Source organism: Pseudarthrobacter sp. NBSH8, assembly GCF_014217545.1.
GTDB lineage: Bacteria > Actinomycetota > Actinomycetes > Actinomycetales > Micrococcaceae > Arthrobacter.
Genome location: NZ_CP043178.1, coordinates 1736961 through 1749459 on the forward strand (window position 1 = coordinate 1736961; position 12499 = coordinate 1749459).

A 12499-nucleotide genomic window follows, 5' to 3' on the forward strand; every position below is an offset into this window, starting at 1 on the left:
GAAGGGGAAGTTCAGTCGTCCGTAGTTTGGAGGGCGGCGAGTTCGCCGATCCCCACGGGTGCAGCCAATGGTCGTTTTGCGGCGGCGGACAGGCTTTCAATGGTGGGAGCACCACCCGGGCCTGCGCCCAGGCAGGCGGCCGCGAAACCGCAGACGCGGCCCTGGCACCAGCCCATTCCGGCGCGGGTGAAGGATTTGAGTGTGCGGGCGTCGCGGGCTCCCAGGTCGTCCCGGGCCCCGGTGATCTCGCCGGCCGTGACCTCTTCGCAGCGGCATACGGTGGTCTGCGGAGCGAGCCAGTCCTGCCAGGCGGCGGGCACAGGGTGGGCACGGTGCATGGCCTCGGCGAAGCGCCGGTGCCGCACCATGGCACGCAGGCCCTGCAGTGCCGCGGCGGGTTCCGGAGCGGCTGCTGCGGAGGTGCCGGCAGTGAGGCCCTCGAGCACCGCCAGGGTAGCGCCTCCGACACCGGTGACCTCCCCGGCAAGGAACAGGCCGGGAATGCTGGATTCCTGGCGGTCGGTGACGACGCCGACCAGGGAGCCATCGGCATCCAGGCGGGTTTCAACTCCGAGGGACAGGGGCAGCTCCATCTGCGGCGTGAAACCCCAGCCGAAGCCGATGACGTCCACGTCCCGGTAAACGCGCTCCGTGCCGGGCCGGACCCGGCCGGCGGCGTCCACCTTGGCTGTGCGCACGCCGGAGGCGCGGCCGTCTCCCAGCACCTCCGTGACGATGGTCCGGATGCGGTACGGGATCCGGTGCCGGGCGAACACGGCCGCGTACTCCACTCCCTCGACGGCCTTCTCGGGCACACCCGCGGCTGCCTTGAGGTGCGGCAGCCAGGCCTTGGGTGAGGACGATTCGAGCACTGCGGGGACCTGTCCGCCGGCTTCGGCAATGCCCGCCGCCACCGGTAAAAGGAACGGGCCGGTGCCGGCGATGACGAAGCGCTTCCCCGGCAGGGCTCCGTTGCCCTTGATGAACGCCTGGATTCCGCCGGCGGCCATCACGCCGGGCAGGTTCCAGCCGGGAACCGGCAGCTGGCGGTCGTAGCCGCCGGGGCACAAGACCAGGCGGCGGGCGACGACGGTGCTGCCGCCGTCGGCCGTTCCGGACATCGGGCCGGCCGTCACGGTGGGCGTTGTGCGGACAACGAATCCGGCGTCGACCTTTTCCGCCATCCAGACCTGTTGGCCGGGCACGTACGTGATCCGGCCCGTGTGGCTGGCGGCGTCGAAACGGGCACGGAGGTCCCTGTAGGTCCGCCAACCATGGTGGCCTTTACCATCGGGGTTGGGCTCGACGGTTTCGGGGCGGTGCCGCCAGAACTGGCCGCCTGGTTGGGGGCCGGCATCCACAACCACGACGGCGGCTCCGGCCTCGGCTGCCGAAACGGCCGCTCCCAGCCCCGCCGGCCCCGCACCCACGACGGCAACATCCGCTTCAACGATGCCCGGAACCGCGGCACTCATTCCCGTCCCCCTTCGGATCCAGCCAATGGACGTACGTTGGGCTCGCAGGAACCCTTGATGTCCATGCCCTCGCGCACTTCCACCAGGCAGGCGCGCTGGTTCGGTACGCCGTCGACCGCGACGAGACAGTCGAAGCACACGCCGATGCCGCAGAACAGCCCGCGGGGACGTGCGTGCTTGCGCGTATCGCGCCAGGCGGTGATGCCGTTGGTGACCAGCGCCGAGCCAACGCTTTGGCCCGCAGATGTCCTGATCGGACGGCCGTCAAAGCTGAGGGTTATCTCGCCCGGCGTGCCAGGCAAGTTGTCTCCTGATGTGTAGGCGCTCATGCTGTGGCCTCCTCTCGGTGTGTTGTGCTGTTGGGGGCTTGTTCGCCGAACCGGGCCGGGGCAAACGGGGCCAGGTCAAGATCCGGAGACTGGCCGGCCAGGGCCTGTGCCAGGAGCTTGCCCGTTCCCGCGGAAAGGCCAATGCCGGCACCCTCATGGCCGGCCGCATGCCACAGTCCGGGGGCGCGATCGTCATGGCCTATCACCGGGAGGTGATCCGGGCAGTAGGGCCGGAAACCGTGGTAGTGGCGGATGGCCTTAACGTGTTCGAGGAAAGGAAAGAGCGCCACGGCGTTACCCGCCAGGAGCCGGAGCGCGTCGGTGCTCACCGTGCGGTCGAAGCCGACGCGTTCGCGGGTGGAGCCGATGAGGATGGTGCCGCTGGGGGTTCCTTCGACCACTGGTGAGGCCTGGAGTCCGGCGTCGGAACTGCCCACGTTGTCGATGTACTCGGCCGCATAGACCTTGTGGTGGACCATGGGCGGCAACGGCTCGGTGACCATAACGAAGCCGCGGCGGGGGAGGAAAGGTACGCTCACCCCGGCCAGCGCGGCGAGTTGGCCGGCCCACGTCCCGGTGCAGTTGACTACGGCCGCGGCGGAGAAGTCGCCGCGCGGAGTCTGGACGCCGGTGACGCGGTCTCCGCTCCTAAGGAAGCCGCTAACGGGCGTATCCGCAACGAAACGTGCCCCGGCCTGAGTCGCCAGCCGGACCAGGTGCCCAGCAACCAGCATGGGCTGCACCTGGCAGTCCTCCGGGTAGAACGCTCCGCCCACGGCGTCCGGTGTGATGTGCGGTTCGGCTTTCCGCAGCTCATCCGGGTCCAGCCTGTCCACAAGAACGCCGTAGCCGGACTGGGAGGCCATCACACGGTTGAGCGATGCCAGACTGCTTTCGCGGGAGGCCACGATGATGCCGCCCTTGGACTCGAATTCCCAGAGCCGCTTGTGCTCAGCCAGGTCGCCATGCCACACGTCCAGGGAGTAGCGGGTCAGTTCAAGCTCGGGGCCGAGTTCCTTGTCAGAGACGAGGATGTTTCCTTCGCAGGCCGACGACGTGCCGCTGGCGGGGAGCCCCTTGTCCAGGACGGTCACGGTGAGGCCCTGTTGCGTTGCGAAATAGGCAGTGGCGGCCCCGATTACGCCTGCGCCGATGACAAGCACATCGCTCGCTGCGTTCATGTCTGCTGCTCCTCGGCTGTCTCGGTCTCTCCGGTGGCCCAAAGGCCACGGGCGTGGCTGATGTGTTGGCGCATCAATTCAGTCGCCGCGGCTCCATCTCCGGCCTCGATGAGGTCCAGCAGGACGTGGTGTTCCTGGGCGGAATCGGCCAGCCGGTTGCTCTCGCTCAGGATCTTGAGGCCGTACAGGCGGGTTCGGGACCGGAGGCTGGTGGCCAATTCAACAAGCTGGCCGTTGCCGGCGTACCGCAGAAGCTCCGCGTGGAAGATGCGGTCCGCGGAAAGGTAGGCAGTGAGGTCGCCCTGCCGCGCAGCATCAACAATGTCGTCGGCCATGGACCGCAGGACCTTGACTCCGGATGGTGGAACAGTGCCGGCCACGTCGCCAACAACCGGCGGCTCGAGGAGCAGGCGGATCTCCGTAAGCTCGTCCAGCTCCCGGTCGCTCATGGTGGTGATCCGGAAGCCTTTGTTTTTGACTGTCTCCACCAGGCCTTCGCGCGTCAGGTCCATCATTGCCTCGCGCACGGGTGTGGCTGAGACACCGAAAGCGGCGGCAAGTGCCGGTGCGGAATAGAGGGTGCCCTCCTCCAACGTGCCGGCGATGATCGCTGTGCGCAGGGAATCGGTCACTGACTCGCGCAGGCTGTGCTGGCGGCCGAGCGGGGCGATCGGAAGCTGGTTGTTGGTTGGCACGGTGAGCACTCCTTGTACGGGATTCATGATCGAGTGCCTCCTTCATACACCAGGCTGGCGATCACGAGGTCTTCCCATGCCATCCCCACCCCGGCGTACAGGCAGGGCTTTCCTGCCGAGCGCCCGAAGTCGCCTTTCACAAGATCGCGGAGGTTGGCGGGACGGATCGCTTGCCACTCCTCTGCAGACCGTGCAGGTATCAGGTCCCCGGCTTCGCGCAGCGCCGAGGCCCGTCCCTCGACCACGACGTCGCTGCGCCGCACAAGGGCGGCATCGACCTCCCGGGCATCCAGGCCGTGCTGGCCCACCGCTGCCACTACGGCACCGGGGGCAACCAAGCCGCCGTCGAACAGCGGCGTACGGGAGGAGGTTGCGCAGATCACCACATCGGCGTCGGGCACCTCCGCAGGGGTTCCGGGGCGGACTTCGATGCCCTCTGCGTCCAGCTGTTCGATCAGCGCCGACACCCGCTCCGGGCGCCGGCCGACGACGGCGAGGCTCGCCTCCGGGAGCACGGCGTGCGCGGCGCGAAGATGGTTGAGCGCTTGTACGCCGGTGCCGAACACGAGCACCCGGGTCGGGCCGGGGTGACGGGGAGCGGCGGGGCGGGGCGCCGAGGCAAGGATGTGCTTGATGGCCAGCAGCGTGGTGGCCGGTGTCCGGATGGCCGTGAGTTCGTTGCCATCCATCGTGGCCAAAGGGGTTGACGTGTCTGAATGGAAGAGAATATAGACCCCCTGGATCTTTTCCAGCCCCCGTGCCGGGTTGGCTGGGGCCACGGTGAGCGCCTTGATCCCGCTGTACTCGCGGTTTGTTGCAGGCATGAGCAGGAATTCGCCGTTTGGCGCGGGGCTGAACAACCGCGGGCTGTCGTCCTCAGGGTCAACCACGTTCAGGAGCGCCTGCTCAATGGCATCGATGGCCGTTGTCCAGGGAGCAGCAGCCCGCACCGACGCCGAATCAAAGTAAGGAATGTTCACAGCAGGAACCCCGCAGGAAAGGGATCGGTGGGATCGAGGAAATACTGTGCGGTGCCGGTCAGCCAGGCCCGTCCTGTGACGGTGGGGATCACCGCTGGACGGCCGGCGACTTCCGTCTCCTCGACTAGGCGGCCGATGAAACGCGAACCTATGTAGGACTCGTTGACGAAGTCCGTGCCCAAGGCCAGCTCGCCGCGGGCGTGCAGCTGGGCCATCCGGGCGCTTGTTCCTGTGCCGCAGGGTGAGCGGTCGAACCAACCAGGGTGGATGGCCATCGCGTGGCGGGAATGCTCCGCTGTGGACCCCTGCGCCTTGAGATACACGTGATGGCAGCCGCGGATGTCGTCGCGCTCCGGGTGGACCGGTTCGTCCGTGGCGTTGATCGCGTCCATGATCGCCAGTCCGGCCTTGAGCAGGTCATCCTTGCGTCCGCGCTCGAACGGCAAATTCAGGCTGTCTAGGTCTACGATCGCGTAGAAGTTTCCGCCGAACGCCAGGTCGTAGGACACCGGACGGAACCCGGGCACTTCGACCTTGGCGTCGAGCCGCTCAACGAACGATGGCACGTTGCGGATGGTCACGGACTCGGCCTGCCCGTCTTTGACTGCCACCTCTGCGATCACCAGGCCGGCAGGAGTGTCGAGCCGTACGGTGGTAACGGGCTCGACGACGTCGACCATGCCGGTCTCCACCAGGACGGTTGCGACCCCGATGGTGCCGTGGCCGCACATCGGCAGCAGACCGGAAACCTCGATAAACAGCACGCCGAAGTCCGCGTCCGGACGCGTGGATGGCTGGAGGATGGCCCCGCTCATCGAGGCGTGGCCGCGCGGCTCGGTCATCAGGAGGGTACGGATCCAATCGCTGTTCTCCATGAACCACAAGCGGCGCTCAGCCATCGTGTCACCGGGGATCGTCCCGATTCCGCCGGTGATGACCCGCGTGGGCATGCCTTCGGTGTGCGAGTCCACGGCGTGGAAGATGCGGCTGGTTCTCATGGAATACTCCCTCTTTGTTCCATCTGTTGCTCCGTAACTGCCCCTTGGCGTCCCAAGGGGCAGTTACGGAACTGGCGGTGAGCTGGTCGGTTATTTGTAGCCCTTGGCGAGTGCTGCTTCGGTGTCACGGATGACGGCGTCGCGCACGGCCGGGGTGAGCGGACCGCGCGGCGGGCGGCAGGCGCCGCCGCGGAGGCCAACGACGTCCATGGACAGCTTGATGGCCTGGACGAACTCCGTCTTGCTGTCCCAGCGGAGCAGCGAGTGCAGGTCGCGATAGATTTCGCGGGCCCGCTCGAGGTCTGCGACATCGCCGGAGGTGGAGAGCCGGTAGAGCTCGAGGGTGGCTTCCGGAATGGCGTTCGGGTAGCCCGCCACCCAGCCCACGGCACCTGCCAGGCCCATTTCGACGACGGTATCGTCGGTCCCGATCAGGAGGTCCACTTCGGGAGCGAGTTCCTTGATCTCGTAGGCGCGGCGGACATCGCCGGTGAACTCCTTGACGCCGACGATCAGGCCTTCGCCGTGCAACCGGGCGATCAGCTGCGGGGTCAGGTCCACCTTCGTGTCGATCGGGTTGTTGTACGCCACGATGGGCAGCCCGACGGCGGCCGCGAGGCGGTAGTGGTCCACTACCTCGTCATCGGTGGCCCGGTAGGAGTTCGGGGGGAGCAGCATCAGGGCGCCGGCGCCGGCTTCGGCGGCCTGTTCCGCCCATTTGCGGGTTTGCAGGCCACCGTAGGCGCCCACGCCGGCCATGACGGTAAAGCCTTCGGGGGCGGCGTCGACTGCCGTGGTGATTACCCGGGCGCGTTCTTCTTCGCTGAGGGTCTGGTATTCACCCAATGAACCATTCGGGGCCACACCGTGGCAGCCTGCGTTTGCCAGGAATCGGACGTGCTCGGCGTAGGCGTCGTAGTCCACACTCAAGTCGTCATTGAACGGCAGTGAGGTAGCGACGAGCACTCCATGCCACGGCTTACGGGTTTCAGTCATGATGGATGATCCTTTCGGTTGGCACGCTTGGCGCGTGTGCTGCAGCCGTGACGTACCTCACGGCCAAACTTACCATGTGACATTGCACAGGTTGCTAAAAATGGGTGATGGATTTCGTTGAGGTCAGGTTCCGATGCGATCGGGCACCGGGGCTAGCTGGCCGGAACCACGTACTGTTCGGCGGCGACCTTGCCAAGCCCCTCGGACAGGCCGGCGTCGATCAGTAGTTTCGCGATCGTTCCGTCTTCGCGCTGGGCGACAATTCCGGCGTCGAGCGCTTCCTTAAGGCTTGTGTTGCCTTTGGTGATCGGGAAGGCAGCCTCGGGGGCATTCTTGATGGCGCCGACGCGCGGATCCGGCTTCTCGTTGGAAAGGGCCACGGTCACACCCTGGGCATCCTTGAACTGGAGCACCTGCACGCCATAGGCGTCGACGTCAGCGTCGAGCCGACCGGCGTCGAAATCGGCCTTCAGCTCCACGCTGCTGGGGTACGTCACCAGGCGGTCGCCCAGGATCTTCTTGAGGTCCTCGACCCAGAGGTAGCCGTCGATGGTGCCGACCTTGTTCATCTTTTCAAGGTCGGTCACTGTGGTGGCGCCGGACTTGGAGACGATGCCCATGCCGTCAAGGTACGTGGAGGCGGAGAAATCAACAGCCTTGAGACGCTTCTCGGTGGCGTCGATCGTGCCGAGGGCGAGGTCGATGTTTCCGCCCGAGATGGACTGGACGGCGTCGGCATAGGTGGCCTGCTGGTACACCGGGGTCAGGCACTCATCCGTGGCGATCTTGTTGACGATCTGGATGTCGATGCCTGTCGGGGTGCCCGAGCCATAGCTGCTGAACGGCGGGATATCGATGACTCCGATAGTGAGCTTTCCCGGGGCGACGGTATGGATGTCTGTGTGCTTAGGCGTGCACCCTGAATTGCTGGCATCCGAGGTCCCTCCGCAGGCAGAGAGGCTGAGGCCCAGTGTGAGTGCGCTCGCGGTCAGGAGTCCGGCTGTCTTGATGCGATTGTTGATCATGATTGCTCCCGTGGTGGTTGGTTGGGGGACTGATGGAACGTTGACGATGATGCGGGAAAACGGTCAGGCGTGGCGGGCCATGCGTTTTTCGAAGAAGACGGTGATCCAGGTGGCGGGCATTGAGATGGCGGCGTAGCAAAGACCGGCGAGGGCGAAGATCTGCAGGTAATTGAAGTCCTGGCTGCCGATGTTGTAGGCGGACTTCATCAGCTCGGGGACTGCGATGGCGTATGCCAGGGACGTTCCTTGGAACATTTGAATGGCAACACCCATGAGCCCGGGGATTGCCGAGCGCATGCCTTGGGGCATGATGACCCGCCAGAAGGTGTGCCGCTGGGCGAGCCCCAGGGCGCTGGAAGCCTCGAGCTGTCCGCGGCCCACAGACTGGATGCCGGCCCGCATGATCTCGGACGAGTAAGCGGCCGAGTTCCAGATCAGTGCCAGGCACGCGGCGGTGATGCTTTCGAAGGCGATGCCGAACTTCGGCAGGCCGTAGTAGAAGAGGTAGAGGATCACCAATGCCGGTGCCCCCCGGCCGATTTCGACGACGGCAAGCGCCAGGGTGCGGACGGCCAGATTATTTGCGCTCACCATGACGCTGAGGACCAGGCCCAGCGGGTAGCCGGCGACGATTGATACCCCTGCGATCAGAAGGCTGACGCCAAGGCCGGACATCATCTGCGGCAGGTATGCTGCCCATTCGGTAAGCCAGGTCATGCGTAAACAGCCTTCCTCATGCGGGAATCGAGTCTGCGGGACAGGTAGGCGACCGGCAGGCTGAGCACGATGTAGAGAATGCCCACCAGCATGTAGGGCAGGATCCCCTCGACGGTGGGGTGCTGCCGGGCGAAGGACTGGGACTGGAAGACCATCTCGGCAACGATGATCGTCGAGGCGATCGAGGAGTCCTTGAGTAGACCGGTCAGGTAGGTGGCGATGGACGGCGACACTATCCGGAAGGCCTGGGGGACCATCACGCCGTAGAACGTGGTTCCGCGGGTCAGGCCCAGTGCGTGGGCAGCTTCGCCCTGTCCACGCGGAACTGCTTGGAGTCCGCCACGATAGATTTCGGCGAGATAGGCCATGGAAACCACACCCAGTCCGACTATCGCTGCGGCAACGGGGTTGAACTTGAAGGTTCCGATCTGGATGCCGAACTTGAGCAGGAACAGCCAAACGATGATCGGCACACCCCGGACCAGGTCGACGAAGAGCCGCGACGCCAGCCGGATAAGCATGTTCGACGACGACAGGCCTACGGCCAGTGGGACGGCGCCTACTATGCCGATGGCGAATGCCGACAGGGTCAGCGCGATGGTCATGGGCAAGCCTTGGAGTACTGCTGAAAGGGCGTCCATATCAGCGCTCCAGCACAGCTCGCAGGAAGCGGCGGGTCCGGGCCTCCCGCGGGTCGCTCATGATGGCGTCCGGGTCGCCCTGTTCGATGATCTTGCAATCGGCCATGACCACGAGCGTGTCGGAAACGTCCCGGGCGAACTGCATCTCATGCGTGACCACGATCATCGTCATTCCATCGGCCGCCAGTTCGCGCATGACGGCCAGGACCTCGAGCCCCACTTCGGGGTCCAATGCCGACGTCGGCTCATCGAACAGCATGATGCTCGGATCAAGTGCCAGGGCGCGGGCGATGGCGATGCGTTGTTGCTGGCCGCCGGAGCACCTCCCCGGGTGTTGGTTCGCCTTCTCCCTGAGGCCAACCCGTTCCAGCAGCTCCAACGAGCGCGCGTCGGCCGCTTCCTTGGTGCGCCCCAGTACTTTCTGCTGCGGAAAGCTGATGTTTTTCATTGCGGACATGTGCGGGAACAGGTTGAAGGACTGGAACACCATGCCCACAGTGCTGCGCAGGGCGGCAAGGTCCTTGTTGTTGACCACCTTGCCCGGTTCGATGGTGTGCCCGGCAACCTGGATGGTGCCGGAATCGGGACGCTCCAAGAGGTTGATGCACCTCAGGAACGTGCTCTTGCCGGCACCCGAGGGGCCGATAAGTGCTGTGACCGTACCCGGCTCGACGTGCAGGGACACGTCGTCGAGGACAGTGTGGTCGCCGTAGCGCTTGGAAATGTTGTCTAACTTGATGCCCGTACGGGGCGCGAGCTTGCCGTCTGCAATTTCTGAAAGGGTCATAGCGATCTTCCATGTGGGGACCAAAGGGCCATCGGTCGATGTGGGCCATGTCACGTGATATGTGAAATGGTACATGTCACAGGGTCTCAATGGAAGAGGGGTTTTCGAATTTACGGACGCGCGGGTCGACGGCCCTCGCTATGGCGCTCCGCCGGTAGGGAGCGACAATCGTGCTGGAAGCATTCAGCGTAGCGTCCCACGAGGTTCTCTTAAATTTGCAGTACGGGTTGGCCTGCCGACCCTGACTGCACACCGCGCCGGTCCCGAGATGACGATTCCAAGGCCCATTAGGATCCCAGAGGAGCCGACAGCACTCCTTTTCGTCAGCCTGCAGGAGAAGTAATCCTGACCACTGAATACGGCCACGCAGGGCGGTTGCCCGCGCAAGGGGCGGAAACCAAAACGAACGGTCCAGGACGTGGGACTGGACACCCAAATCATGAAGGGATAGTGACCTGCCGATAACAATGATTCGTCATGGCGGCCCCCGTCGCGGTAACGCCTGGCTGCGCGCGGGTTTCGCCCAAGGTCCTGGGTTCCGCGATGGCAAGGGCGGATCATACTTGTCAGTCAGGGGTGGTTTTGGCAAACCGGCAAGGCAGCGGTCGGTCGGCGCCGGTGCTCATGGTGTTCAGCGTCTGGCCTCCTCGTGTTTGATCAGGCGTGGTCCGACTCCTTAAGGCATGGCATGTTCGGAGGGAGGGACAAGCCGCGATGTCGTTTTCCATTCCCAGCCTGCGAGTTGCCCCGTATTGGGGGTACTCGATGGCGGCCGTCGGCGGGGCCACGCCGCGGCGCTGGAACAACGTATTCAGAACGGTATAAGCGCACGCACACGACAGAACTGCCTCGGCCGGAGGGTCGCGGCAGTCGCTTGGAAGAGCAGCAAAGTGGGCAAAAAAGAAGTGTGGACACTGTCCACACATTCGGCTTCGGACTGGGCCGTACCGCTGCCGGACTAGGCCGGATTCCGTATGTTTCCGCGGGAGCCCAGTGTTTGCAAGGGTTGGAATGCAGTTCGAGTCCCACCTCGGGCACGTGTTTCCCCTGTTCAGGGGCCGGTGGGCCTCTGAGTGTGCACAAGCTGTTCACTTACGGGCCCCTTCGGGGGCCTTTTTTGGTGGTGGCCGTCGCGGCTCCTACGTTGCTTGCGAGTGGTGTTGCTTGTCACTTGTTCATGGCAGGAGGCGCCAGGAACTGCATGACCGGTCGGTCCCGTGCGGGCGGTTTGCCTTGGATGTACCCATTCCTGATGTCACGACTGCTCATGGGGGAGTTTCAAGGTGACTGCATGACCGAATGACTCAGCCTGCGGAAAGTTGTGGCGTGGCGGGTTCTGGAAGAGTCCTTATGACTCGCTCAGGGCTGTTGCCAATGGTGATTTCTGCCGCTGCCCGAGGTGGACCTGCTGTAGTCGAGGCACGGACCCCGCTCGGTTTAGAGCCATCGCCGTCTTCCAGTCAAGGAAGAAAAAGACTCTGGCCTGCCGGATGACACGCTCGGTGACCTCATCAACGATGCCGATGCCGTCAACTCGGGTCAGGATGCCGCGCTCGGCGGATGTGGCCACCACGGCTTCCGTTTGCTCGTGGTAGAGGCCGAGGCGGTGGCGCATGACGGCTTCGTTGTCGTCGCTGCGGCCCTGCTGGCTATTATGCCGCCGGATTCATGTCCATCAAGGTCTGGGGAAACATCAACATCGGGCTCATCATGGGCCTTCTTCAGTTTGTTTCCACCTTCGCCATTACGGGCTGGTATGTCAGCTACTCCAACCGGAAACTGGACCCCATCGCCGCCGAAATCCGCCACGAAATCGAAGGCCACGAGTTCGACCAATCCGGCAACCGAGTGGACGGAGCGGCGAAATGAGAGGGACCCGGTTCCTGTGAGAAGCCGTGTCTTACGGCTTGAGAGGCGGAATCCCGGCTTTTCCAGGGGTCTGCCCTTTCGCCTTGGAGCCCTTCCACAGATGATGGGAGCGGTGGCTGCTTTCGGCATGCAGCACCAAGACGGGGCAGTCCGCGTGGGCAACACACGCAGAGCTCACAGAGCCGAGGTGCATGCCAAGGAAACCCCCATGGCCCCGGCGTCCAACCACCAGCAATGAAGCGCCGGCCGCCACTTCCACGAGCTTCGCCGCAGCCGGTCCGCGGACCAGTTGCGAGGTCAGTCTTTCCGGAGTCTCCTCACCGAACGCCTTTTCCAAGGCGTCCGCAAGAGTCTTCGCCGCAGCCGCTTCAAACCGGGCGAAATCGGGTGGAACATATCCGGCGTAAATCTCCGGAAAATCCCAACAGGCAATAGCGACAATGGTGGCGTTCAGGGCCGGCGCCAGCTGTGCCCCCAGACGGAGCGCCTGGATGGACGATTCCGAACCGTCCACACCGACAAGAACGTTGGCTTCCGCATCCATGATCATTCTCCTTCGAAGGTGAATCCCCTGGGTTGTTCCTAGTCTGCAGCTCCCATTAGCGGTAGCTGTGTGCCGAGCATATGCGCACCCGCAGGCGAACGGAACTGCCTACGGATGTTTCTCGGGTCTGTCCGGGAATCCGATGCTATTTAGGTCCAATCACCGAAGGAGCCGCATGGGCTAAAGCAGTGTCCACGGGTCCGTCCAAACCGTGTAACCACTCGCCTTATCGACAAATTCGCGGGAGCAAGAGCCTTGAGCT

At 64.4% G+C, this 12499-nt stretch carries 12 protein-coding genes and 2 pseudogenes; 1 reads left to right on the forward strand and 13 read right to left on the reverse strand.

Annotated features, from left to right (window positions below; genetic code table 11):
* Positions 1-11 precede the first annotated feature (11 nt).
* The 12 genes and pseudogenes from FYJ92_RS07955 to FYJ92_RS08010 form a co-directional block, all read right to left on the reverse strand.
* Complete coding sequence (locus FYJ92_RS07955) at positions 12-1475, reverse strand: NAD(P)/FAD-dependent oxidoreductase (protein WP_185263359.1); 1464 nt, start codon at positions 1473-1475, stop codon at positions 12-14.
* A complete protein-coding gene (locus tag FYJ92_RS07960; RefSeq protein ID WP_185263360.1) occupies positions 1472-1804 on the reverse strand; it encodes a (2Fe-2S)-binding protein in 333 nt (110 codons plus the stop codon). Before FYJ92_RS07960 ends, FYJ92_RS07955 begins: the two co-directional genes overlap by 4 nt.
* Positions 1801-2985 (reverse strand): FAD-binding oxidoreductase, encoded by a 1185-nt coding sequence (locus FYJ92_RS07965; protein WP_185263361.1) that lies wholly within the window; start codon positions 2983-2985, stop codon positions 1801-1803. The genes FYJ92_RS07960 and FYJ92_RS07965 overlap by 4 nt, the downstream gene beginning before the upstream one ends.
* Positions 2982-3707, reverse strand: coding sequence for a GntR family transcriptional regulator (locus tag FYJ92_RS07970; protein ID WP_185263362.1), 726 nt, complete (start codon positions 3705-3707; stop codon positions 2982-2984). Before FYJ92_RS07970 ends, FYJ92_RS07965 begins: the two co-directional genes overlap by 4 nt.
* Positions 3704-4660 (reverse strand): ornithine cyclodeaminase family protein, encoded by a 957-nt coding sequence (locus FYJ92_RS07975; protein WP_185263363.1) that lies wholly within the window; start codon positions 4658-4660, stop codon positions 3704-3706. The genes FYJ92_RS07970 and FYJ92_RS07975 overlap by 4 nt, the downstream gene beginning before the upstream one ends.
* A complete protein-coding gene (locus FYJ92_RS07980; RefSeq protein WP_185263364.1) occupies positions 4657-5658 on the reverse strand; it encodes a proline racemase family protein in 1002 nt (333 codons plus the stop codon). The genes FYJ92_RS07975 and FYJ92_RS07980 overlap by 4 nt, the downstream gene beginning before the upstream one ends.
* 90 nt (positions 5659-5748) lie before the next feature.
* A complete protein-coding gene (locus FYJ92_RS07985; protein WP_185263365.1) occupies positions 5749-6654 on the reverse strand; it encodes a dihydrodipicolinate synthase family protein in 906 nt (301 codons plus the stop codon).
* A gap of 152 nt (positions 6655-6806) precedes the next feature.
* Entirely contained in the window at positions 6807-7679 is an 873-nt protein-coding gene (locus FYJ92_RS07990) for an ABC transporter substrate-binding protein (protein WP_185263366.1), read from the reverse strand.
* A gap of 63 nt (positions 7680-7742) precedes the next feature.
* Positions 7743-8396, reverse strand: a complete 654-nt coding sequence (locus FYJ92_RS07995) for an amino acid ABC transporter permease (protein WP_185263367.1) — start codon at positions 8394-8396, stop codon at positions 7743-7745.
* A complete protein-coding gene (locus tag FYJ92_RS08000; RefSeq protein WP_255482343.1) occupies positions 8393-9001 on the reverse strand; it encodes an amino acid ABC transporter permease in 609 nt (202 codons plus the stop codon). The genes FYJ92_RS07995 and FYJ92_RS08000 overlap by 4 nt, the downstream gene beginning before the upstream one ends.
* A gap of 37 nt (positions 9002-9038) precedes the next feature.
* Positions 9039-9824 (reverse strand): amino acid ABC transporter ATP-binding protein, encoded by a 786-nt coding sequence (locus tag FYJ92_RS08005; protein WP_185263369.1) that lies wholly within the window; start codon positions 9822-9824, stop codon positions 9039-9041.
* A gap of 1486 nt (positions 9825-11310) precedes the next feature.
* Positions 11311-11472 (reverse strand): annotated as a pseudogene (locus tag FYJ92_RS08010) (adenylate kinase); the annotation flags it as partial.
* 5 nt (positions 11473-11477) lie between these two features.
* On the opposite strand from FYJ92_RS08010, the pseudogene FYJ92_RS08015 reads away from it, so the two are divergent.
* Positions 11478-11693: pseudogene (locus FYJ92_RS08015) on the forward strand (DUF485 domain-containing protein); the annotation flags it as partial.
* A 31-nt stretch (positions 11694-11724) separates the two neighbouring features.
* Here the strand turns inward: FYJ92_RS08015 and FYJ92_RS08020 are convergent.
* Positions 11725-12237 carry a universal stress protein gene (locus FYJ92_RS08020; RefSeq protein ID WP_185263371.1) on the reverse strand — a complete coding sequence of 171 codons (513 nt, stop codon included), beginning with the start codon at positions 12235-12237 and terminating at the stop codon, positions 11725-11727.
* Positions 12238-12499: the final 262 nt, after the last annotated feature.